This is a genomic window from Mucilaginibacter endophyticus, assembly GCF_003351025.1.
Taxonomy (GTDB): Bacteria; Bacteroidota; Bacteroidia; order Sphingobacteriales; family Sphingobacteriaceae; genus Mucilaginibacter; species Mucilaginibacter endophyticus.
Map to the genome: position 1 here is coordinate 315,357 of NZ_QPCG01000007.1, position 25,159 is coordinate 340,515.

The window sequence follows — 25,159 nt, forward strand, 5'->3', positions numbered from 1 at the left end:
AACATCCAAATCATTTATCAACTGATAATAAAAATGAATGATTGCGAGAAGCAGTAAAATGGCAAATTATAACAGGAAGCCTGTTAAGCAAAGGCTTTTATTTAAGACGGCCCTTTTTATTACAAAGCCTGAATTTCTTCATAATAATACCATCAGTTTTATATTTTAACCAACACTTATAAGTACACAACCTCTTTTCACAGGTACATTTAAGTTCAAGGTTTGGGCATATGTTACGTTTTTGAGCAGCTTCCATTTAGTTTCGCCGGGGTATAGCACTTTTATTTGAAGCTTTCTCTTGTTTAACTCAGCAAACGGCAGCCTGAGCATAACTGGTACTTTGCTTGTACTGCCGCCGAACACTACCGGTATAATCACTTTGCCATTTGCTTTAAAAGCGTTAGCCTTTGCCGGTCCGTTAATTACTTGTACTATATGCGGGACAAGAAGCCACTCGCGCCCTTTTATTGCTGATAGCAGGGGGCCATAATCTGAATAATATTTTTCGGCCCATGCATCGGGCTGTATGCAGTGGTCATTGCCGGGATATGGAGCTGTAAGGAAAGCGCCGAGGTATAAGTGCCGCTGAAAATAGGCATCGGGATCGGGCATCAGGTTTTCTTTTGACGCTGTCCATGCTATAATTGGTTTAAAAAAGGCCATTTGCGCGCACAGGTTTAAGCTGGGTGCCATGTAGCCAAACTCATCATAAATCCCATCGATATGTGACATCAGATCTATGCGCCGGTCAAGCGGATTACAAAAAATAACTTTGTGCGCGTTATGCATAATCTGGCTTAACGGCTCCATCAATTTTTTCCAGGATATTAGCAACGATTGTGTTTTTTGCCGGTCTACCATGCTGACGTGATCGTCGCCATTGGCGTTGTAAAACCGCATCCAGTCAAGCCTGTCAATACATATGCCCGACGAGGCTGGAATGTTTTTAATATGCAACGAGGCCTGGTTGAGCAAAAAAGACCTATATACAGAGTCGGCAGGATCAAGCACTATACAATCCTCCCAGTTTGAAAATACCGGTCGGTCGTCCCAATCGGGCAGTAAGCCAGCCGGCTTCAAAAAAGCTTTTTTTAACCTGGTATAAACAAAGTTATTGGGGTTTTTCCAGAGCGAATCATCAGCAACAGCCGCGGTTTTATAAGGATAAACTATGCCATTGCCAAATTCATTTACATTGAAATAGCTAATGGTGTGGAAGCCAAGTTGATTTAAATGTTCGGAGTATTTATTCAGCCGGTTTATGGTTGTGTAGCCATCATCCACCTGCACGCCTCTCTGTTTGTATTTTACCCATTTTTCGTCTTTGCTTTTAACCGGCGGGATAAACATACCCATATAAGGAAAATCCAGCGATGCCTTCCAGTTTAAGCTAAATGCCATTTTATGATATTTAGCTGTATCTAATTCGCCCTCGTAAGATGAATATGCGGCGCAGCCGGCAATGTTATTCACTGTTGGTTCTTCAGGAAAAAAGTAGGCTTTGTTGGTTTTTGCCATCCAGGCCATGCCAGCGCGCCAATCGGCCTCGTGTAAAACGATCTGATGACGGATATGAATGCTGTATTTTGAATTTATTCGATGATTAATATGCCGGTATGCTATTTTTCCATCCGCGGTAGTACGCATTTCCAGATTAAGGATGGTATCATCCAATGATTGGAGGAAACTTAAGCCAAGGTTATCCTTATTAAAAAAAGTGCTGGCAATTGGTATTACAAAAGCATTACACGAAAGGTGTGTTTCGCCGCCATATGTTAATGCCAGGTCCTGAAAATGCGCGGGTGAAAACGGGTCATGCCAGGTATCTGTTTCGGCATCGGTATGATTATCCGCCCATGTTGTCCAAAACAATGCCGAATCCTGCTGCATCCACTGTAATGAAGTTTCGATAGGGGCCGTCCAGCTACCGGTGTCTTTTGCACTGATCTCAATATCCCATTGCAACCCGTATGCGGTCTTTTTTACGGTACTGGTTAAATCACAGCTGTTTTTAAAATATTCAATATGCTTCCTGACAACCATTCCAGTACTATCAGAAGATAATAACCGGGCGTTATTGCTTTGATTGGTAGAGGGTATAGCAGCATCCAGTATAAAACTCTTTTCACCATTAGGGCTTTTAAAACTACTTTTTATCTGGCCGTTTTCAAACCTTAACTGTATGGGAGGGAGCTGACTGTAAACTGCCGCCGGAAAGAAAAATATAAACAGCAATAACAAAATTTTAGGAGGCATAATATCTATCTAAAACTAAAATGTCAAGATAAGATATTTTAACAAACCAGCCTTTATAACAGATCAATCTTTGAAATATTTGCCTCGATACTTAATCGTCGTCGTCCTTAAATTGAGGATCAGCTTTCAATCCCAATGCTTTTAAGCCTTTTCCGTGTGCCCCGAAATAGGCCTTTGGAAAAGGTATATCACCGTGAATTGTTGACCATAGATATTCACTGAACAGTAAGGCATCCTTATCATTAAGATCTGGTTTGGAAAAATCCAGCTTTTGTGTTAAAGGGGCCAATCTTATCATAGTTTTACTGGTCATCTTTTTCTTTGGCGGGTTCATTTCATTTACGGCAACAGCAGGTGTTAATGAAACGTAACTTTGATAATCCGGATCTTCCTTGAAACAGTCGGTCATTAAAGGGGCCATTGCCACCAATTGGTTCATGGGCTGCACGCCAAAGATCTGACAAATGGTGTGTAGTACCGATGCCTGGTTGTAAAATTTACTAACGATAGTATTACGCTTAACATAGGGACCGGCTATAAAACAAACCGACCTATGGCCATCCACATGATCGGCGCCACTTTGTGGGTCATCTTCATTAATAAATATGGCCATATCTTTCCAGAAAGAACTTTTTGAAAGTGCCTCGATTACCCGGCCCGTTGCCAGGTCATTATCTGCCACGTAAGCGCGTGGAGTAGGCAGGTTTTCGGCATAACCGCTGGTATGGTCGTTGGATAAATAAATAATGGTAAATTCAGGAAAACTGCCTCTGGCCTCATATTCCTGCAGTGCTTTTATGAAAACATCCGTTCTTATCCCTTCCGGAATGGTTAAATTCCAGCCGGGGAACCTTAAATCGCTGTATTTTTCAAGGCTTTTTACCTGGTATCCGCATTTGTAAAAGACAGAATCGTTCTTGTTTTTCCATCCATTATACAAATCTGTCCAGGTTTTACCTCTGGTTACTTCAGCAAAATCCAGCTCTCCAAAATTGCGGAATGAAATGCCTTTGCGCAGCAAATGATCCCAGATAAAACCGCAGCCGGCGTAACACAGCGGGTCGGTGCCAAAATCATAGGCACAATGGCCAGCCGAAAAATCTTTTTCATGGTAAGGTGTCGAAATGCCCTGAGTTGCCCATTGATGCCCATCGCTTGAGTTAATGCCATTGCAATAATAATTATCCAATAAAACAAACTGCTCGGCAAGGCTGTGCGCGTTTGGCGTTACCTGTTTTGAATATTCAACAAGTTTAGGGTCGCAATTTCCTTTTCCAAAATCACCTAATTCCTGGTCAAATTTTTTATTTTCCCTGATGATGTAAACAACATGTTTTATGGAAGAAGGCTCGCCAACGTTTGATGGAACAGGCTGGGGCTTTGCGTTTAAATTGGCCTCGGCCTGGGCCCTTAACATTTCAATAAAATGGAACCCTTTTTCTGCGTCTGCTGTGTATTTAGCTAACTGTTCTTTATTGGTGGGCAGTACAGCCTTCTGTATTGAGCCCTGTTTAAGCGGGGTTACATTTCCGATGAATAAATGATCCCCGGTAGCACAAACAGCCCCGGGAAATCCTCCTGCCGCAACAAAACCGTAAGGGCCTTTTTGCGGCTGTTTGGGGTTGATAAACGCTATTGAATTGTTACCTGCGTTGGCTGCGTATAGGATTTTACCGTCCGGACTGAACGATAGCGCAGTCGTAAGGCTGCCATATGGAAGCGCGGGGTCCGGTTTGGTACTGATCGTTTGTACAACCTTAAACGTCTTTACATCTACCACGCTTATGCCATCGCCGCTTTCATCACTTACATAGAGTAAGTTCCCATCAGGCGATAAAACCATCGACTCGGGGTGTATGCGGGTTGTAATTTCGCGAATTACTTTTCTTGATTGAATATCAATTACGGAAACAGAGCCACGCAGGGCTATTGAATGATCATCCACAGCAACTTTTGTGCCGGCAGATTCTTCCGTTCTGTCCCCTTTTTTAGCGTTCGGGCCGCCGAAATTGCTAACGAACGCAAGCTTTTTGTCTTTACTGATAGCAATGGCGTAAGGGCAAACACCAACAGGTATTTTGTTTAATACTTTGCCTTTGTCAATATCTACAACTGCAACCTGGTTAGGAATAGCAAGCGCTACATAAGCGACGTTGTTGCTAACCAGTCCAATACCTAATGGTGTTGTTGGCTTTTTATCAATTGAAAGATCAATTTCCTTAGAAAGCTTAAATACGCCTGACTGGTTAAGTTTTCCTATATACAAGTTTCTTTGCGCGCCGGTAAAATATACTGTAGAGTCATTGCTGCCAATGGCAAGTCCGTACATCGAGCCCGATTCGCCTTTTTCATACTCGAACTGGTTAACAACCTTAAAACTATCAGCACTGATAACAGCTAACCCTTTATTGCTTTTTGAAACCAGAAACTTTTTTTGACGAGCCAATTCAATGTTCAACACCCGGGTACCTTTGGGTAAATCCAGGATCTGCCCGGCTGGATTAAACAATTGACTGTTCACAAACATCCTGTCACCTGCTGATAATTTATTCCAGGAGGTATCAACCGGAGCTTTCACGTCTTTTCGTTTTTGAGGTGTTGACTGGGCGTATGAATTTTGAAGCCCCGAAAATGAGATGGCCAGGAGAGTAGTGACACCGAAGGCAATAGTTGATATTCTCATAAGCTGATAAGCCGATATTATGAAATAAGGTAAATGACAAATCTTGAGTATGGTTTAACAATTATAAAAAAAGTTTATTAATGCTAAATATTGTAATCGTTAATAAAGTATGAATTGTTTATTGGATGATGACTTCATGCCTCAAATGTTGATTGCCATTGATGCGTCCGGGCTCGATACTGATAGGCTAATTAACACTTTAAGATCATTGTATTATTCTACGCCGAATCATGAATCTTGTTCACTGTAATTTTATACAATAGGAATGGTCGCCATTTTATAAAAAAACTCACCGGAGATCATCCGGTGAGTTATAGACTATCAAGCTGTAAGACACCGCTTATTAAGCGTAAACAACGGTTAATGTGATTGGCACGTTCAATGCTTTGGAGATAATACAATGGCTTTTTGCGCCTTCGGCTATCTCAGTAAATGTTGCTTCTTCTACACCTTCAATAGCGCTGGCCCTTAAATCCAGATGAATACCGGTAATGCTCAATGCCTGCATGTCAAGATCCACAGTCGCCGTCGTAAAAATGTCGCCTGCAGTGATATTGTGATGGGCTAAAGTTGCGCTGAGGGCCATCGAAAAACAACCTGCATGCGCAGCTGCGATCAACTCTTCCGGATTGGTGCCGATGCCGTCGGCAAAACGGGTTTTGAATGAATAAGGTGTTTCGTTGAGTACTGTGCTTTGTGTGCTGATTTCGCCTGTACCTTCTTGTAAAGTACCATTCCAGTGTGCTTTTGCTATACGTTTCATGATTTTTAGATTGATGAGTTAAAGAACCTATTGTTTAAATGGTGTTTGTCGATTATTATTTGCTTTCGGTGATTAAGATGGCAGCCAGTTTATCCGGCATAGAAATGAAAGGCGTGTGGCTGCTTTGCAGGGTGTATACTTTGGCAACTTTGCTGTTTTTTACCATATACTGTTGTGCAGGATAGCTGATGGCGTGGTCATTAGCGGTATGGATATAGATTTTTTTCACGCTGCCGAAATTCTTCTCAGTCAAATGAACTGGTGTGGCAAGTGGCGCCAGCGGTTCTGGTTTGATGTTAGCGGCGATATAATCCTGAACCTGCTGAGGCGCGTCGGCAGCGAAGATATCTGCGGCTGCATCTTTGGCGATAATAGCCGCGCCATGTTCCTTATCGATAGTAAGGGATTTGCCGATATGAGATGCAGGGTCTTGTTGGGCCAATGATAAAAGGCTGTCGCCGTCGTGAGGTAAGGCTGCTGCAAGGAAGATCAATTCTTTAATCTGTGCTGGTTCATCTTCAGCAACCTGGCTGATCACCAGTCCGGCAAAGCTATGTCCCACCAAAACCACATTAGTTCGGGTACCGATGGCTGCTTTTACCTGGTCAACGTAAGTTTGAAAGGTGATACCCGCGAATGAGGTGGTATCTTTTCCGTGACCGGCAAGGTTAACGTTGATCACTTCTTCGCCCTGGGCTTTCAACAAAGGGGTTACCGCGTCCCATGAAGATGCATCAGACCATGCTCCGTGAACAAGTACGATAGTTTTAGAATTTTTGTGATTTGTTTTTTCGGCTTGAGCAGTAAAGCCTAATACGCTCAATGCCATCATTATTATTGCTGTTTTCATGTTTGTCTTGTGCCTAATTGTTTAGGACACAACAAACATCGGGCGATGCCGCCGCAATAAGTTTAACCCAGGTTAAAATCGAAAAATCCACTGAAAATTTTTTTCAGTGGACTTCGGTGATCCGGAAATTAAAGGGATTGTCAATGGATCTTATTTCCCAACCATTCTTTTACGGATCCGGCTTAATGACGGCCCCTGGATACCGAGATACGAGGCAATATGATATAATGGCACCGAGTTGAAAATATTAGGATGTTTTTCCATCATTTCCCGGTAACGGTCTTCAGGCGTTTTAAACAAGAATCCTTCGGTATTAACCATTACCTCATGAAAGGCTGTCTCGGCTACGATCCTGCCAAAGCGTTCCCATTGGTGTGATTGCCCGTAAAGATCATTCAAATGATCGATATGTATATATAATATAAGCGAATCAACCATCGCTTCTGTATAATACTCGCAGGCTGTCTGGGCTAAAAAGCTTTTATAGGATGTAACAAATTGCTGATCGGTAAAAAACAGCATGTTCTTTTCTTCTCCCGTATCGCTATTTACCCGGTAGATTCTGAATACGCCATTGATAACAAACCCGAGATGTTTACAAACATTTTTGTATTCGTTATAAAACTCACCTTTTTTATACTGCTTCAATTTCCAGTAAGGCAGTGACAGGTCAAAAGCTTCCGTTTTCATACCGGCAGACCCTAAAGTTGTTCTTAGTTGTTCTATAGCTGTTTCGTTTTCAGACATGCGATAAAAATATCAATTTTAATAATACCGTAAACAAATATGCTGCTTTAATCAACAGCTACCATTATTACTGTTCAATCGGCATGCAGGTTGCGTCACATGATATCTTTTTGACGGGGTTATATTATTTTTCGATTTTAACCTCGGTTAAACTTATCCGGAGCGTATTGTCGGATGTTTGTGGTGTCCTAAACAATTAGGCACTCAAATCATGAAAAAACTCATATTAACCTTACTTTCTATAGCCACTGTTGCTATTATTTTTTCATCTTGTTCAAAAAAGAATGATGAAGTGAAACCCACTGCTAAAAATTATGTACTGGTACACGGCGCATGGCAGGCCCCTTATGTATGGGACGCGGTAAAAGCCCAATTAATTAAGGAGGGTAACAACGTAACTGTTGTTGAACTTCCGGGCCATGGTAGCGATAATACTGATCCTTCAACTTTAACTATAAACACTTACAGGGATAAGGTACTTGACGCTATGTCAAAAATAAACGGTAAAGTTATCCTGGTAGGCCATAGTTTGGGCGGTATGATCATCTCAGCTGTTGCAGAGCAAGATCCTTCAAAAATTGAAAAACTCGTTTATCTCGCGGCTTACTTACCAACCTCCGGACAATCATTATTCGGCCTCGCCAGTACAGATCCAGGTTCGCAGCTGGGCATAGATGGAAATCTTATTAAGAATAATGGTGGCTTAACTGTTGATGTAAAACAAGATCAAATTGTGAATATCTTCATACCGGATGGTTCGGCCCAGGTTCAAAGCCTTGTACTGAAAAATTACCGGGCCGAGCCAGGAATCCCATTGCAGGATCCGGTAACACTAACAGCTGCAAATTTTGGCGCTGTAGAGAAGGTTTATATTAAAACATTGCAAGATCGTGTGGTATCTCCAGGCCTGCAAAGCAGGATGATCACCGCCGCTATGGGGGGCGTAAAAACAGTGTACCAGTTAAACACCAGCCACTCCGCGTTCTTAGCCAAACCAGATTCTGTAGCTATATTGCTGACTAAAATAGGGCAGTAATCAGCAGCCCCTCTTTCAATTTAAAGGAAGCCGTCTCATAAGTTATTATGAGCGGCTTTTATCGTTGAAATCTGAAGAGATCAATTATAAAGTTTAAATATAATCGTTCGAAAACCCGAAAAAATGAACTCTGAGTGGACAACAAATATGATTTTAAACCCAAGATATCATTTCTTCGTATTGTTTCTGAGTGACGATTCCCGAATTATTAGCTCAGATCTAAGTATCAAGCTGTGTGTTTCCTGAAAATCGTTTTTATCGACGAGGCGATTAATCATCAACTTTGCGGCAACTTCGCCCATTTCATAACCTTTATAATTTACCGTTGTAAGGGAAGGTTCGATAACTGTGGCGGTTGGATCATTATTAAATCCGGCAACTGCTATATCGGCAGGGATATTTATTCCTTCTTTTTTTAATACCTGCATACAACCGATGGCACAAATATCATTTGCCACAAACAAACCGTCGGGTAGGGGAGACATTTTCAGAATTTCTTGCGCTGCCTCCGCACCCGATTTGCTTGTCAGATCGTTTATTATTACCAGGTTTTTGTCAAAAGTTAAATTGTTTTCCTCTAAAGCCCTTTTGTAGCCCTGAAATCGTTCAGAATATACATTACGTAATTGGTTACCGCCAATATGAACTATCCGTTTGCTCCCTTGTTTTATAAGGTGGTCTGTAATATCATGAGCAGCTTTAAAGTTATCAATATAGATTTGCGGGCATGATTCATGTTCAAATACCCTGTCAAAAAATATTATCGGGACGTTTCGTTTGATGAACGGTTCAAAATGATCAAAATCTGTTGTGTCATAAGCTACTGAAACCAGTAACCCATCTACACGGTTATTGAGCATCGCTTTGGCATTGCTTGCCTCCTTTTTTGTACTCTCAAGCGATTGGCTGATAAAGAGGTTATAGTTATTGCTGTTGGCAACTTTTTCGATACCCGCAAGTACGTCAGCCATAAAATTGCTATTCAACCTCGGAACAATTACACCTATTATGTTGCTCTGCTTTTTTCGCAGGTTACTTGCTATCGAATTAGATCGGTAACCCATTTCGTCGGCTGTTTTGGCAATCAGTTTTTTGGTAGCCTTACTAACCCTCGGATGATCTTTCAATGCCCGGCTAACTGTTGCAGCCGAAACGTTGAGGCGGGCCGCAATATCATAAATGGTTATTTCTTTATGCACGTTATTGTCGGGTGTTTAACTTTTGATTCAGGGTATAAATATATAAATAAAAGATAAAAAGAAGATTTATAATGCAATCGATTGCATTATATTTGAGGCGTAAACCTGCAGGCACATATGATAGCTTCCAAATTGAATAAAAATGATTCCTAAATTAGAACAAACATTCAGGTGGTTTGGCCCTTCAGATCCGGTTTCTTTGTTGGCCATCGCACAAACCGGCGCAACTGGTATTGTCAATGCATTGCATCATATACCTTGTGGCGAAATATGGGGCGTTGATGAAATACTTGAGCGGAAAGAAATAATCAATAAAGCCGGGTTCAGTTGGTCGGTTGTCGAAAGCGTTAATGTTCACGAAAGCATTAAAATGGGCACTGCGGCACGCGACCACTATATTTCAAATTATATTGAAACGCTTACCAACCTTTCGGCAGCCGGCATCTATACGGTATGTTATAATTTTATGCCGGTATTGGATTGGACGCGCACTCACCTGGATTTCCGTTTGCCAAACAACGCTTCGGCATTAAGGTACCATGCACCAGCCTTGGCGGCATTCGATCTTTATATCCTTCAAAGAGATGATGCCTTTAAAGAATTTAGCCCGGCGCAACAATTGGCAGCCAAAACATACCTGGATACTTTAAAAGATACGGAAAAGCAACTTTTAACCAACACTATTTTAGCTGGGCTCCCTGGTACTGACGAGGTGTTCACGATAAATGAATTTAAAATATACCTTGAAAAATACGCTACTGTTAATGAACAAAAACTAAAAGAGAATCTTCGTTATTTTTTAAAAGCGGTGATACCTTACGCCGAAAAACTCGGCATAAAAATGTGTATCCATCCAGACGACCCCCCGTTTGCCATTTTAGGGCTCCCAAGGGTTGTTAAGTGCGAGGAAGACCTTGTTGAAGTTGTTAACATGTGCCATTCTGTGAGCAATGGCATTACGCTCTGTACCGGTTCTTTGGGGGCAAATAAAATCAATGATATTCCTGGTATTATAAATCGTTTGGGAGCACACATTCATTTTTTGCATTTGCGGAATGTTTGCAGGGAACCTGATGGAAGCTTTTACGAAGCCGAACACTTAAGCGGCGATACCGACATGTTTGCCGTAATGAAAGCGGTTGTGGATGAACAATTAAGACGTGAAAAAGCGGGCCGAAGTGATCTGGCAATCCCCATGCGTCCGGATCATGGCCATAAAATACTCGACGACTACAATTATCAAACATATCCCGGATATTCTGTTACAGGGCGATTAAAGGGGTTGGCAGAGTTAAGAGGCCTGGAGCTCGGTATCAGGCGGATGCTGAACAATTGATAAGCTTAAGGGTATTTGGATCGTTATTTAAAGCAGCTGATTTTCAAATAAAGACACGGCATTTGTGCTCGCTAAAGAAGGCACATTCTTTTAATTAATTTTGCTACCGTAAATTGTTTCTTCAATATGCAATTTACGGTAGCTCGGTATTATATTATTTATTGTTTAAAATAGTGGTTTCAGGCGGGCCAAGATAGGATGGTTTCAGGCCGCCGGTATTAATCACAACCTTCTCCAAAACAACGGCAGGGTCAACCATCCAATATTTAACGGTGTGTTTTCCCGGCTGGTCGATACGATGTACTGTTGTAAGTTTCCTGATGTTATCTGATACCGCGGCAGCCCAATCTTTTCCATCAACTTTCGGTGCTATATTAATAAGCTGTGGCAGTGCTTCATCTACAGATATAGCATAATATAACCCGTCTGTATTTTTGAAATCAAGCGTTGGAGTAATGTAACAGGTTATTGCAACTGATCCTGTATCTGTAAAATTAATATCGTATTCCAAATGAGGAGATTTCCCGCCGGGAGTTAAACGCGTGGCCGTAACGGGGCTGGGAGTAACGCCGGATTTGGTGTTCCCGAAATCAGGAATAGTTAACCAGTTTATGCTTTTTGATGATATAGCGCGCGAATAATGTTCTGCCTCGATAGCCGTGAAACCGCTTGGTTTACCCTTTCCGGATATTAAATTTCCCGGTAAAAGGTTAAGGTCTTTTCCTAATGTATCGGCAGCCGAACCACGCGAGGCTGCTTCACGTAAAGCAGGCATCTTGTTGTTTTTTGGATCGAACCATGATTCATAGCCTATATGAGTTTGATCCATCATGTGGCGCCATTTTCCTCCGGCAAGTGTGTCGTTATAATAGTTTGATATTTCCTGGTCGCGGGCGAACAACCTTTTTACTTTATCAGCCGACAATTTAGCCCCGGAGAAATTTCCGGCTTGCGCGTAGAAATTGTTTTTTGCAACTTCAAAATACATTTCATTTAAGTTGGCGCAAGCTTGTATGGGATGCAGCACGAGCTGGTAATATGCATCTTGATATTTGAGGGATAGCTTTTTGCCAAGCTGTTCAGCTTCTGTTAACAGGTGATTGTAATCACTTACAACGCGTTGAAATTCGCTGTAATTGGTGAGGCTGTACGTGTTTTGATTTAACAGTTCGGGTTTGCATCTTGCATTATACATGGTATAACGCGTCAGCATGTCCGCAATGTTCGTGGCATATTTTAAACCAAATTGCTGGCCCGCCCAATCCCGCGCATATTGTTTAAGGTTTGAGGCCGACCACTTTTCCGGGTTCCACGCATAATCCAGGAAAAAACTAATTGGATATTCCATCGGTTTCAGGTCGCCAACATTCACAACCCAAATCTGCCTTGCGTTGTAAGCGTATGCGAGGTGCATTTGCTCCCAGGTTTTTGATATGCTGTTGGTGTTAAGCCATTTGTAGTTTCTTGGGCCTCCAACGTAATCAAAATGATAATAAATACCGTATCCACCTTTTCGGGGTGCCGAAGTTAATGAAGGCAGTTTGCGGATATTACCCCAGTTATCGTCACATAATAAAAGGGTAACGTCATCAGGCACACGCATCCCTTTATCGTAGTAATCCTGCACTTCTTTATACAAGGCCCACATTTGCGGTACTTTTTCGGGTGACTTTTTCAATACATCGCCTATTATCTTGCGTTGGTCTTGCACTATACTTTCAAGCAGGGCAATATTGCTGCCTTCGGTCATCGGTTTATCCCCGTCGCCGCGCATACCAATTGTAACAATGGTTTCTTTGTCGCCCATGTTTTCAATTCCTTGCCGCCAAAACTCCTGTAGTACCTCTTTGTTATTTTCATAGTTCCATTCGCCTGTACCGTGTTTTTTCCATTCTTGCTGGGCCCTGTCCATAGGTTCGTGATGTGAAGTACCCATCACCACGCCATATTGATCTGCCAGTATGGGGCTTTGTTTATCATCAGCATTAAACGCGCTGCCCCACATGGCCGGCCATAAGTAGTTGCCTTTTAAGCGTAAAATAAGCTCAAACACTTTTTCGTAAACAAGGTGATTGATCCCGCCGAATTTTTCACGCGCCCAGCCGGAAAAAGCCGGCGCTTCGTCATTAATAAAAATACCCCTGTATTTTACAGCGGGTGTGCCGTCTGTGTGCCTGAGCGGGTTAACATAAATCTCCTTTTTTTGCGCCGGAGGCACATCTGCCCACCAATACCACGGAGACATGCCTATTTGTGCAGACAGATCATATACGCCGAAAACCGTACCGCGTTTATCACTTCCGGCAATTACAAGTGCCTGATCAACTCCGGGTAAGGGGCTTTTAACGGTTTGTATGAGGTAAGTTTCCCATTTGCCGGCAACGCTACTTGTGTTTAACTGCCCTTTTGTTACCATGTTGTCAATCACCGGGTTTTTTCCAAGTGTGCCAATAATTACAATTTTTTTTGCTTTGGGTGATGGCGCAAAAAGCGCATGCTTACCTGTTACTGCATATATATCTTTCAAAAAGCTACCGGCTGCCAAACGAACGGCAGGCCATTCATTATCGCTTAACCAAACTGAGGACGCGCCGGCGTGACCGACAAGCGGAAAATAACCAGGCACCATTTTTTCGGTTATTAAGTTTGGGTGGCCCGGTGATTGAGCTGCAGCTATATTTTTAGAAACTATCGTAGCGAAAATTACAAGGGGTAATAAAAAACTTTTTCTCAGCATATTATTATTCGTTAAAATTTTACGACATCCCAAAAAGCTTGTTTCGGCTGAAGCGACTGATCAAAAAGTAAAGGATAGTTTTTTCTGTCCCGTACCGGAAAATTGTCCAGCCAGCTGTATTTATCCGATAAATTCCAAAATGTAACACCAGTGATATATTTCCGGTATTTTCTAAATATTTCAAATACTCTGGTATATTGCTCGGCCTGTTTTTTAGCCCGCTCGGGTGTAAATGCTGTATTTTCAGCATCTTTCAGGGCCCGGTTGCCGTTTTCATTGGGATAAACGGAAATATCAAGTTCGGTGATTTGGATTTTTAGGCCAAGGGAGGCATACTCTTCTATAGCCCTGGTAAGTTCCAGTACTGTAGGTTCGTTTAATGACCAATGCGCTTGTAAGCCAACAGCATTAACCGGAACCCTGGCGTCAATAAGTTTTTTTAACAGCCTATAAACCCGTTCTCTCTTCCCTGGCCTTTCTGTGTTATAATCGTTGTAAAACAGGATAGCGTTAGGATCAGCTTCGTGAGCGTATTCAAAGGCTTTAAAAATAAAATCCTCGCCGCAGATCTTATACCATAATGAATTACGAAGGAGTTGTGTGCTATCATCAGATACGGCTTCATTAACAACGTCCCATGCATAAATTTTGCCTTTATATCTGCCTACAACAGTGTTGATATGGTCTTTAAGCCGTTTTAATAATATCTCTTTAGTTACCAGTTTTTTATTTCCATCGTAAAAGATCCAGTTTGGCACCTGGTTATGCCAGCACAAATTATGTCCTCTTATCCTAATGTGATGTGTTTGAGCAAAAGCAACGATTGAGTCAGCGTCGCGCCAATAGTAACGGTTTTCTTCCGGATGGATAGGCCCCATTTTCATCGCGTTTTCAGGGGTAATGCTGTTAAACTGATTACATATCAGATTTCGTTCGGCTGTGTCAGAGAGGGCCGCGAGGTTTACTGCTACGCCAACCGGGAAATAATTTTTATAGTAATCTTTCAAGCCCTTATGCGATAGAGTTTGAGCCGGGGTGATAGCGATGTTGGTTAAATACAGCAGCATGGCCGTGATATAGATTTTTGTTTTCATGTGGTTTATAGTTGCGGTTGTGAGGTGGCAATATAAATCTAAAAATACGATTTGTGCAATCGATTGTACAAATAACAATAATGATACATTCTGAGGATGCTGGTTGGCAGCGTATTGAGTTACTTTTATTCACGATAGCTTAATTATAAACGGTAATCCACCAATAAAGTCATGGCACATTCTGGCGCACGCGAAACGCCAGATCTTTATAACTGGCCAATTGCGCATAAGCAGTAACAAATAGCTGTGTAAAAAAGAGCACTATGTGCTTTGATTTTCAAAAGGTTTTTTATATTTGCAATCGATTGCATAGTCTTAATGAATTATAAACCATCGTTGATGACGATAAGTTATCGGCCAAATTATTTGCAATTCTTATAAAGCTGTTTTTTTGTTAGTATTATAAAATGTTGCTAAGCTGAATTAAAAATTTTATGCCTAAATATTTGTTGAAGTGTTCATGTCTGTGCCTGCTGTTTTGCATTGTGATGATAAGCAAATCCCGTGCAGACAATGGTTATAAGTTATGGCTTGAATATAATAGGGTAAACAATGAACAACTCGCAGGCGCCTACAGGCTGCAATTACGATACGTCGTATTTCCGGCAACGTCCGACCAGCTAAAGGCCGCTAAAGCCGAATTGTTGATGGGATTGGATGGAATGCTTGCAACAAAACCATCAGAGGTCAAGGATATAACCGGAGGACAAACTGTTGTAATTGGCACGAGGCAATCTTTAAAGTCCTTATCGATAGCAGTTTCTGACAGTGTCGGAGATGAGGGCTATCTTATCAAAACAACCCTGATCAACAAAAAACAATGCACCCTTATAGCTGCTAATACCGATGTTGGGGTGTTGTACGGCGTTTTTAATTTTTTAAAACTCATCCAGACCAATCAGCCGATCAGTAAGTTAAATATCGCTGATCATCCGCGTTTAATGTACCGGGTGCTGGATCATTGGGATAACCTAAACCGCACTGTTGAGCGGGGATATGCCGGTTCATCTATCTGGAACTGGCATAAGCTGCCAGACATTATCGATCAGCGTTATATTGACTATGCCCGGGCTAATGCATCGGTGGGTATCAATGGCTCGGTAGTGAATAATGTAAATGCCGATGCGTTGATCCTCTCACCGCAATATTTATTGAAAGTGCAGGCGCTGGCCAACGTTTTCAGAACGTATGGTATCAGAATTTACCTGTCGGTAAAATTCAGCAGCCCGGTTGAGTTGGGCGGACTAAAAACTGCCGATCCGCTTGACCCTGCTGTGAAAAAATGGTGGGCCGATAAGGCTGATGAAATTTATAGCTACATCCCTGATTTTGGCGGATTTTTGGTGAAAGCCAATTCAGAGGGGCAACCTGGTCCGCAAAGTTACAGTCGTACCCATGCCGATGGCGCCAATATGCTGGCAGATGTTTTGGCCCCACACCACGGCATAGTAATGTGGCGCGCTTTTGTATACGATAACAAAGTGCCCGATGATAGATTCAAACAGGCTTATAACGAATTCAAACCGTTTGACGGGAAATTTAAAGATAACGTGATCATCCAGGTTAAAAACGGCCCTATTGATTTTCAGCCGCGAGAACCTTTTCATCCCTTGTTTGGCGCTATGCCCAATACCCCGCTGATGATGGAATTTCAGCTAACGCAGGAGTATCTTGGTTTTTCAACCCACCTGGTTTATGAAGCGCCCTTATTTGCAGAATGCCTGCAATCTGACACCCACAAATATGGTAAAGGCTCAACCGTGGCAAGGGTAATTAAAGGCGATTTTAATAAGAAACTGATAACCGGTATGGCTGGTGTAGCTAACGTTGGTGCCGATTTAAACTGGTGTGGTCACCCTTTTGGGCAAGCTAACTGGTACGCGTTCGGTCGTATGGCCTGGAACCCGGATCAATCGCCCGCGGTTATTGCTACCGACTGGCTCCGTATGACTTTTACAAACAATGCCGGCTTTGTATCGCCAGTAAAAAACATTATGCTGCAGTCAAGGGAAAATACTGTCAACTATATGACCCCGCTTGGTTTGCACCATATCATGGGCGTATCAACACACTATGGCCCCGGCCCGTGGGTGGATAATGCAGGCCGCCCTGATTGGAATGCTACTTATTACCACAAAGCCGATTCGGCCGGGATAGGTTTTGACCGTACTACGTTCGGGAGTGGTGCATTAAGGCAATACGCACCAGAGGTTAAGGCGGACTGGGAAAACCTGCAAACCTGCCCCGACGAATACCTGCTTTGGTTTCATCATTTGAGCTGGAAGTATAAAATGCGTTCGGGCAGAACGTTATGGGACGAGCTGGTTTGGCATTACTACACAGGTGTTGATTCGGTTAAACAAATGGGCCTCACCTGGGATAAATTGCAAGGTAAAATAGATGCTGAACGTTTTATGGAAGTGAAACAGCTAATGCAGCTTCAGTATAAAGAAGCCGTAACCTGGCGCGATGCCTGTGTTTTATATTTTCAGACATTTTCTAAAATGCAGACAGGAGCCGGGTACCCTAAGCCTGAACATCCTTTAGATTATTACAAAAAACTGAAGTTTTACTATGTACCTGGCATAGGAGGCAATAATTACATGACCAATTAAAATCATCATAAACCCAAGCCAATGAAGCAGTATTTTACAACATCAAAGTTAATCGTTACGCTTTTTGCACCCCTGTGCCTTTTTAGCGCGTGTAACTCATCAAATTCCAAAACAGCCAACGCGGCCGACAGCACAAAAGCAGATACCGGGGAAAAGACAAAATATCTGTCACAGCCACTTATTAGTTCAATTTATACAGCAGATCCGTCGACACATGTATTTAACGGCAAAATTTACATCTACCCATCTCATGATATCAACGCGGGTATCCCCGAAAATGATAACGGAGATCATTTTGCCATGAAAGATTACCATATCCTTTCGATGGATAGCGTTGGTGGCAAGGTTACAGATAACGGCGTTGCGCTTGATATTAAGGATATTCCCTGGGCGGGCCGTCAACTCTGGGCGCCTGATGTGGCTTTTAAGGATGGCACTTACTACCTGTACTTCCCGGTAAAGGATAAAAAAGATGTATTCCATATTGGCGTAGCAACGTCGGCCAGTCCGGTTGGCCCTTTTAAAGCCGAACCCGAACCAATAGCAGGAAGCTATAGTATTGACCCTGCTGTATTTACCGATAGCGATGGCAAAACTTATATGTATTTCGGCGGTATTTGGGGTGGACAGCTTCAGCGCTGGATTAATGGAAAGTATGATGCCAATGGCTCAAAAACAGATTCAAAACAGGAAGATGCCCCGGCTATAAGCTGCAAGGTTGCCCTGCTTAAACCCGATATGAAAAGCTTTGACGGTGCTGTGAAAGATGCCGTAATTGTAGACAGCCTGGGTAAACCGCTACTGACCAAAGATCACGACCGACGCTTTTTTGAAGGCTCCTGGATGCATAAATATAATGGTAAATACTATCTTACTTATTCAACCGGTGATACACATTTTCTTTGTTACGCTATAGGCGATAGTCCATTGGGGCCATTTACTTACAAAGGCGTATTTATGAAGCCTGTGCAAGGCTGGACAACTCACCACTCCATTATAGAGGTTAAGGGCAAGTGGTATATTTTTTACCATGATACCCAGTTGTCAGGCAAAACGCATTTGCGTAATGTAAAAGTAACAACCCTTGAACATAATGCAGATGGATCAATTAAGCTGATCGATCCATTTTTGTAATTGATTGTTTTACAATTCTCTACCGTTTCTGAATTTAGAAACGGTAGAGAATTTTTTTATGCAGGAACTCGATTATACCCCGCTAAAGATAGAAAAGCCGCCATCAACAGTGATAACAGTCCCCGTCACAAACCGGGAAGCATCGCTAAGTAGCCAAACTAATGCGCCAACCAGTTCATCGGGCGCACCAAACCGTTTAAACGGTGTTTTATCAATTACGAGGTTTCCACGTTCGGTATAGGAGCCAATAGGGGTAGTTAATAAGTTTTTATTTTGCTCGGTAAGGAAAAATCCGGGGGCAATAGCATTGCTCCGGATCCTGTCGCCATAGCGGTTGGCAAGTTCTACCGCAAACCATTTGGTAAAAGTATCTACCGCGCCTTTAGCTAAACTGTATCCCAAGACTTTGGTAATGGCCTGTTGTGATGCCATTGATGAAATATTCACGATACTCCCGCTTCCGTTTTTAGCAATAGCTTCACCAAATATCCGGGTAGGTAAAATGGTGCCGAATAGGTTAAGGTTAATTACCTGCCGGAGTGCTTCCATATCAAACGAAAAAATGCTGTCGTCTGGCTGTATAATGCCCCCAGGCATATTACCGCCGGCGGCATTAACCAATCCGTCAATTTTTCCAAACGTATCCAGTACTAATTGGCGCGCAGCTTTTAGTTCATGCTCAATGGTTACATCGGCAATGAGTGCCAGGGCTTTAGTGCCGTTTTGCTGTAATTGGGCTACCCGCTGTTCTGCTATTTCTTTGTTCCGGCCAAGTATGGCAACAGCGCCGCCCGCCTGTGCAATGCCGTTAATAAAAGCTTGCCCTAATATCCCGGTTCCGCCGGTTACCACGATTACTTTGTTGCTTAGTGAAAAATTATCCATATATGATATTGGCAAATACGCCTTTGAGTTTTATGTGGTTTTATTTGTTGTATATAATTGAGCCTGTGGTAATACCAGGATAGTTATGGCTTATCTGTACGAAACGGCATTGCCGGTAAGCCTTCGTTATTGATTAAATTAGGATTGACCGGGTTATCTGCCCATGCATACCGAACGTACAGCGGATGAGACACATCGCTACTACTTAATACCACGGTATTGCCGTCAATGGTGGCTTTGGCCCAGGAAAAAATTTTATCGGCTCCGGCTATGGCGAATTCCTGCGGTTCGTCGCCGTCTTTGGTACTAAGTCCCGAACCCGAAGAATCAAAGGTGACGATGATCTTATCGCCATCAGCTTTTGCTGATTGAAAAACAGGACCGGACGCAACGATTTTTTTATCGCCGTAGGCAAGCTTTTCTGCCTGGAGGGCCAATCTTTCGCCAACCTCTTTTTTGGCATCCGGATGGATATCGTTCCATTCGCCAAGGTCAATAGCTACAGCCATCGCTGTGTTAGCGACGGACAATGAACTTACCTGGGCTTCGCGAAATTCGGCCCATTGACTTTCGGACGGCAAATAGTTCATTTCCATAAACCCCGGAAGCTGCACAAACAAGAAAGGCGCATCGGTCATTTGCCATTTTAGCCGCCAGTCGCGGATCATGCTCGGTTGGAGTTTTGCATATTGGGCCGGGTTGCCGGTATTTGATTCGCCCTGGTACCATACAAAGCCTTTAATGTTATAATTAGTAATAGGCGCTATCATTGAATTGAACAAAGCCGTTGGTTGATTTTGAAACGCGATGCCCCCGCCGGTTGCGTTACGCTGCGGTTTGTTTACCAATCCCACTTTATATTGCCAGTAGCCTGTAAGGTCAATGGTATCGGCGCCAGAAATAAGCTGGTATGGTTTATCGGGCACAAAACCCCCCTTGCCCGAATTGTTGGTAACGCGGACAACGATCAGGTTTTTCCCGGGTTTGAGGGTATTTGGAGGAATGTTATATCGCCGCTGGGGGTACATATAAGATGTCGAGCCGATCTGTTTACCGTTAATGTAAACTACATCTGCATCCACTATTCTTCCCAAAAAGATTTTGGCCTGCGGGTTGAGCATGGTTTGCGGAATGCTGATCTCGCGGCGATACCATACCACGCCGTCGAGGTTGTGAACACCCTGGTCTTCCCAGTATCCCGGAACAGCAATTCTACGCCATCCTTTGGTTATGTATTCAGGATCAAACCACTTTTCGGTAAGCCCCTTATCCTGCGGATAGGGCATAGGTTTATTTGCCGACGCATCTTTTCTCAAACTGTTTAGGAACGCTGTATCCCTGTTCCTTTTAATTATGTGTTCAATATCGGCAAAATCTTTCAGACTTTCTTCGCTCATCCAGGCCTCAATAGGGGTACCACCCCAGCTCGAATTGATCAAACCAATAGGTACGTGGTATTTCTGATAAAGCGCGTTGGCAAAAAAATACGCTACGGCCGAAAACTCACCAATGCTGGCAGAGTCAGCTTTTTTCCATTTGCCACCCGGAACATCTTCTTGCGGATTTTGCATATTGGCCTTATTGCTTATACCGAATTGCCGGATAGCGGGGTTATTTGCACCGGCAATCTCTTTTGCATAACGCACTTTGTGCAGTTCCATCTGGTGTACCATATTTGATTGACCCGAACACATCCATACATCGCCAATAAGTACATCTTTTAATTGAATGTGGTTTGATCCGTCAATGTTTATTGTATATGGTCCTCCGGCTTCCGTTGCTGGCAGCGTTATCAGCCACTTCCCGTCACCGGAAGCAAGGGTTTTAAATTTCCTGTTTCTGAATAGAATGGTAACATGCTCCGAAGGAGCGGCCCATCCCCATATTTTGATTTTTTGATTGCGTTGCAGTACCATACCGTCACTTATTATGGCAGGCAGGCGTACTTCGGCACGTGCAATAAGGCTGGTCAGCACAATCGCAATCAGACCAAGTGATTTCTTAAGTATCATATCTACAGTAGTTTATAATAAATGGTGGGCTATCCGACAGTGGTTCAAAACATGGTTTTAAGAGCGATGTAAGTTATAAATAAAAAATAATACTGCAATCGATTGCGCATTAAAAAAAATATATTACCTTGCAATCGCCAATTTTAATAGACTAATTTTCTTCTTTTTATATGAATAACCGCATGAGAGGCGTAAATAGCCAACTGAGCTTTATCCTTAATTTACCTTTTGAATGGCAATCGATTGCTCAATCAGGTATTTTGAGTGATAATTCTGATGGCTTTGCGTTGCTTTTTCTTCATAAATGGCGCCTTGTTGTATTGGCGCTTATAAGAAACCCTAAAGCGTCAGAAAATAAGATTGATCATTTGTGTCATGATTTTGCGTGCAATACAAAGGAAGAACTTCTGAATATAACCGGATTTAAAAGACCAAAACAGCTGAAAAGCGTTTGGTTACACCATTATATTATAAACTATTTTTTAAGAAACCTGAAATGTTTCCGAGGCTTTGATTTTGCAATCGATTGCGTGATTGAAATCAAAGGCTTTTCGCAAGGCAGGTGAGATGAGCCAATTAATAAATAAAAAACGAAATCTCCCGGGTCAAGGACCGGGGACTTTCAGTAAGGAACCCTATAAACCCCTATACTTCAATCCAATTATAAAATGAATTTATGCGAGTAAAAATTTACACAACAAAAGAAAGAGATGGTGATACCCCCCATCTTAAAAGGGCCCCGGTGCTTTTGCTGATAGCCCTGCTAAGTTTTTTTTCATTTAACCTGTATGCGCAGAATACTGCTGTTAAAGGCCGTGTGGTGGACGAACGCGGTCAGGGCGTGGCCGGTGCTGCCGTGCGGGTAAAAGGAGCAAAGACTGGTACTACCACCGATGTTGATGGTAGCTTCCAAATCTCGGCCCTACGAAACGCGTCGCTCCAGGTGTCTTCTGTAGGTTATGTTACCCAGGATGTGGCAATCAACAACCGGAATAGTATCACCGTTACCCTGGTGCCTGAACCTAAAAGTTTAACTGATGTTATTGTTGTCGGTTACGGAAGCCAGCGAAAGGAAGCCGTTACCGGCTCTGTAGCTTCCATTAGCGGCGCTAAACTTAACGAAGTACCTTCAGCAAATATCGCGCAGGCCCTGCAAGGCCGCGTCGCGGGCGTGGAACTTGCGCAAACCTCTACAAAACCGGGCGCAACCATGCAGATCCGTATTCGTGGCACACGGTCTATAAACGCTTCCAATGATCCTTTGATCGTACTTGACGGGATCCCTTTTGGTGGAACTATAGCTGATATTAGTCCTGATGATATCCGGAGCGTTGATATCTTGAAAGACGCGTCGGCAACAGCTATATACGGTTCGCGCGGTGCAAACGGTGTAATATTAATCACTACCAAAAAAGGAAGTGTTGGTCAGGAACCACAGGTAGCTTATTCCGGCTATTATGGTTTTAAGGATGTATTGAAGTATCCGATGATGCAGACTGATAAATATCTTGCACTAAGAAAAAGGGCCGGATTGAACAAAAATCCCGGAGCCGATGAAGATACTACCGGAAAAACCAACACCGATTGGCAGCATTTATTTTACCGCCCTGCAGCGGTAACAAACCATGATGTAAGTGTTACCGGTGGCACAGTAAAAGGCAGCTATAAATTTGGTGTAGGTTACTACCGTGACGAAGCACCGGTGCCACTTTCGCAATACAACCGTATTTCGTTAAGGGGTTCGCTTGATCAGGGAATTGGTAAGCTGTTCAGGGTTGGTTTTACTACCAATAACAGCTATAGTATTACCGATGGTGCAAGCATTGGCATGTATGGCGTGTTGAGCATGTCGCCGCTGGCTAACCCGTTTAATGCAGATGGAAGCACCAAACGTGTGGTTACTATGCCGCAGGATATCCAGTGGGTGCAAACCAAAAAAACATTAAATGCCCTTGGCGACCAATATGCCAACAGGACTAAAGAGTTTGCATCGTACAACTCACTTTACGGCGAAATGAAAATTCCGGGAGTGGATGGTTTAAAATATCGTTTAAACCTTGGCGGTAACTTCCGTTCGGGCTCAAATGGCAGCTATACCGGTATCGGTGTATTCAGCTCTGATCCAGCAAACCCTAACAGCGCATCAATCAGCAATTCGCTCACCACTCAGTGGACCGTCGAAAACCTGTTGTTTTATGATAAAACAATCGCGCAAAAACACAATATCAACGTAACTGCTTTGTATTCATCGGAGCAGGTAACTTACAACAGCTCTTCATTGAGCAGGCGGAACCTGGCCGGCGATACTTTTCAGTACTACAACCTGGGACAAACCTCTACAGGAAGCAATGATGACATTACTTTAGACCCCAATAGCCAGTCGTATACACAAAGCGGTTTGATGTCATACATGGGCCGTATCATGTACTCGTACGATGATCGCTACCTTATCAGTGCTACCTTCCGCAGCGATGCGTCGTCGAGGTTGGCTACCGGCCATAAATGGCATAGCTATCCTGCGGTTTCGGCCGGCTGGAACATCTCGCGCGAATCATTTATGAAAGGTGTGCAATGGATAAACTCCTTAAAACTGCGTGCCGGCTATGGTCAAACCTCTAACCAGTCAGTAGCACCTTATGCTACGCTTGGCCAATTGAGCGTGCGCCCGTATAATTTTGGAAGTACCAATGCCAATGGCTATTATGTAACCGTGCTGCCTAATCCTAATTTGGGCTGGGAATTTTCAAAAACCAAAAACATCGGTTTAGATTTTACTTTGTTTGATAATCGCCTGTCGGGTACGTTTGAAGGGTATGTAACCAATACCAATAATCTTTTATTAAGTGTTGGCTTGCCAGCAACATCTGGTGTGAGCAGCTATACCGGCAACGTGGGTTCTACACAGAATAAGGGCTTTGAGGTATCGTTGAATGGCGTGATCATCAACAATAAAAATGGTTGGAGCTGGGAAGCGGGCGTAAACTTATACCGCAACGTTAACAAAATTGTAAGCCTTGCCTCTGGACAAACCAGGGATGAAAGCAACTGGCTTTTTGTAGGACACCCGTTAAACGTGATATACGATTACAAGAAGATCGGTATCTGGCAGGCCAGCGAGGCAGCTGCCGTAAAACAATACGAAGGCAGCGGCGGGCAGGTTGGAATGATCAAGGTGCTTTACACGGGCGGTTACAATGCCGATGGCTCACCAAGCCGTATCATTGGTTCGGATGACAGGCAGATACTGGATGCCGATCCTAAATTTCAGGGTGGTTTTAATACCAAGGTTACCTACAAGGCTATTGACCTTACTGTAGTTGGCGCTTTTGTAAACGGCGGCATCCTGAACAGTACCCTATACGGATCTAACGGCTACCTGAACCTTGAAGACGGTCGTCGCGGACAGATCGATATCAATTATTGGACCCCCACCAACCCTGGCGGTCAGTTCCCTGACCCTAACGGGCCCAAAAACAGTAATAATCCCAAATACGGATCAACCCTGGGCTATTTTGATGGCTCATACCTGAAAGTACGTGCCATTACTCTGGGCTACAATTTTGAAGGCAAATGGATGAACCGGATTGGGATGAAAAGGCTAAGGGTTTATGCCACAGCGCAAAACCCGTTTGTGTTTTTCTCGCCGTACTACAAGCAGTCGGGAATGGATCCTGAACCAAACTCGTTTGCTAATGATGGTGCAAACATGGCTGTGGCTTATGGCTCTGGTCAAAGGAGGTTACTTACTGTAGGTTATAACACACCTAATACGCGCAATTATTTATTAGGTATTAATGTATCATTTTAAAATA

16 protein-coding genes are annotated in these 25,159 nt (G+C 43.1%); 6 read left to right on the forward strand and 10 right to left on the reverse strand.

Annotated features, from left to right (window positions below):
- Positions 1 to 165: 165 nt before the first annotated feature.
- From DUL71_RS25835 to DUL71_RS25855, 5 genes are all read right to left on the reverse strand, one after another.
- Positions 166 to 2,256, reverse strand: a complete 2,091-nt coding sequence (locus DUL71_RS25835) for a hypothetical protein (protein WP_114940750.1) — start codon at positions 2,254 to 2,256, stop codon at positions 166 to 168.
- Between the two features lie 91 nt (positions 2,257 to 2,347).
- A complete protein-coding gene (locus tag DUL71_RS25840) occupies positions 2,348 to 4,939 on the reverse strand; it encodes a bifunctional YncE family protein/alkaline phosphatase family protein (protein ID WP_114940751.1) in 2,592 nt (863 codons plus the stop codon).
- A 343-nt stretch (positions 4,940 to 5,282) separates the two neighbouring features.
- Positions 5,283 to 5,702, reverse strand: coding sequence for an OsmC family protein (locus DUL71_RS25845; protein WP_114940752.1), 420 nt, complete (start codon positions 5,700 to 5,702; stop codon positions 5,283 to 5,285).
- A 55-nt stretch (positions 5,703 to 5,757) separates the two neighbouring features.
- Positions 5,758 to 6,552: an alpha/beta fold hydrolase gene (locus DUL71_RS25850; protein ID WP_114940753.1), complete on the reverse strand. Its 795-nt coding sequence runs from the start codon at positions 6,550 to 6,552 to the stop codon at positions 5,758 to 5,760.
- Positions 6,553 to 6,702: 150 nt separating this feature from the next.
- Positions 6,703 to 7,299, reverse strand: coding sequence for a Crp/Fnr family transcriptional regulator (locus DUL71_RS25855; RefSeq protein ID WP_114940754.1), 597 nt, complete (start codon positions 7,297 to 7,299; stop codon positions 6,703 to 6,705).
- A gap of 211 nt (positions 7,300 to 7,510) precedes the next feature.
- Between DUL71_RS25855 and DUL71_RS25860 the strand changes: the two genes are divergently transcribed.
- Positions 7,511 to 8,335: an alpha/beta fold hydrolase gene (locus tag DUL71_RS25860; RefSeq protein WP_114940755.1), complete on the forward strand. Its 825-nt coding sequence runs from the start codon at positions 7,511 to 7,513 to the stop codon at positions 8,333 to 8,335.
- Positions 8,336 to 8,502: 167 nt separating this feature from the next.
- Here DUL71_RS25860 and DUL71_RS25865 read toward each other — a convergent pair whose 3' ends face one another.
- Positions 8,503 to 9,534 carry a LacI family DNA-binding transcriptional regulator gene (locus tag DUL71_RS25865; RefSeq protein WP_114940756.1) on the reverse strand — a complete coding sequence of 344 codons (1,032 nt, stop codon included), beginning with the start codon at positions 9,532 to 9,534 and terminating at the stop codon, positions 8,503 to 8,505.
- A 142-nt stretch (positions 9,535 to 9,676) separates the two neighbouring features.
- Here DUL71_RS25865 and uxuA point away from each other — a divergent pair, with 142 nt between their 5' ends.
- A complete protein-coding gene (gene uxuA / locus DUL71_RS25870) occupies positions 9,677 to 10,870 on the forward strand; it encodes a mannonate dehydratase (RefSeq protein WP_114940757.1) in 1,194 nt (397 codons plus the stop codon).
- A 154-nt stretch (positions 10,871 to 11,024) separates the two neighbouring features.
- Here uxuA and DUL71_RS25875 read toward each other — a convergent pair whose 3' ends face one another.
- Positions 11,025 to 13,607 (reverse strand): glycosyl hydrolase 115 family protein, encoded by a 2,583-nt coding sequence (locus DUL71_RS25875; protein ID WP_114940758.1) that lies wholly within the window; start codon positions 13,605 to 13,607, stop codon positions 11,025 to 11,027.
- An 11-nt stretch (positions 13,608 to 13,618) separates the two neighbouring features.
- Positions 13,619 to 14,701, reverse strand: a complete 1,083-nt coding sequence (locus tag DUL71_RS25880) for an endo-1,4-beta-xylanase (protein ID WP_114940759.1) — start codon at positions 14,699 to 14,701, stop codon at positions 13,619 to 13,621.
- A 488-nt stretch (positions 14,702 to 15,189) separates the two neighbouring features.
- Here DUL71_RS25880 and DUL71_RS25885 point away from each other — a divergent pair, with 488 nt between their 5' ends.
- Positions 15,190 to 17,316 (forward strand): alpha-glucuronidase family glycosyl hydrolase, encoded by a 2,127-nt coding sequence (locus DUL71_RS25885; RefSeq protein WP_208645651.1) that lies wholly within the window; start codon positions 15,190 to 15,192, stop codon positions 17,314 to 17,316.
- A 21-nt stretch (positions 17,317 to 17,337) separates the two neighbouring features.
- Complete coding sequence (locus DUL71_RS25890; protein ID WP_114940761.1) at positions 17,338 to 18,450, forward strand: glycoside hydrolase family 43 protein; 1,113 nt, start codon at positions 17,338 to 17,340, stop codon at positions 18,448 to 18,450.
- Positions 18,451 to 18,522: 72 nt separating this feature from the next.
- On the opposite strand, the gene DUL71_RS25895 is transcribed toward DUL71_RS25890, so the two are convergent.
- Together DUL71_RS25895 and DUL71_RS25900 are read right to left on the reverse strand one after the other, a co-directional pair.
- Entirely contained in the window at positions 18,523 to 19,335 is an 813-nt protein-coding gene (locus DUL71_RS25895; protein ID WP_114940762.1) for an SDR family oxidoreductase, read from the reverse strand.
- An 83-nt stretch (positions 19,336 to 19,418) separates the two neighbouring features.
- On the reverse strand, positions 19,419 to 21,347 hold the full coding sequence (locus DUL71_RS25900) for a sialate O-acetylesterase (RefSeq protein ID WP_114940763.1): 1,929 nt from the start codon (positions 21,345 to 21,347) through the stop codon (positions 19,419 to 19,421).
- A 182-nt stretch (positions 21,348 to 21,529) separates the two neighbouring features.
- Here DUL71_RS25900 and DUL71_RS25905 point away from each other — a divergent pair, with 182 nt between their 5' ends.
- Complete coding sequence (locus DUL71_RS25905; RefSeq protein ID WP_154402480.1) at positions 21,530 to 21,913, forward strand: hypothetical protein; 384 nt, start codon at positions 21,530 to 21,532, stop codon at positions 21,911 to 21,913.
- A 110-nt stretch (positions 21,914 to 22,023) separates the two neighbouring features.
- Positions 22,024 to 25,155, forward strand: coding sequence for a SusC/RagA family TonB-linked outer membrane protein (locus DUL71_RS25910; protein ID WP_114940765.1), 3,132 nt, complete (start codon positions 22,024 to 22,026; stop codon positions 25,153 to 25,155).
- Positions 25,156 to 25,159 lie beyond the last annotated feature (4 nt).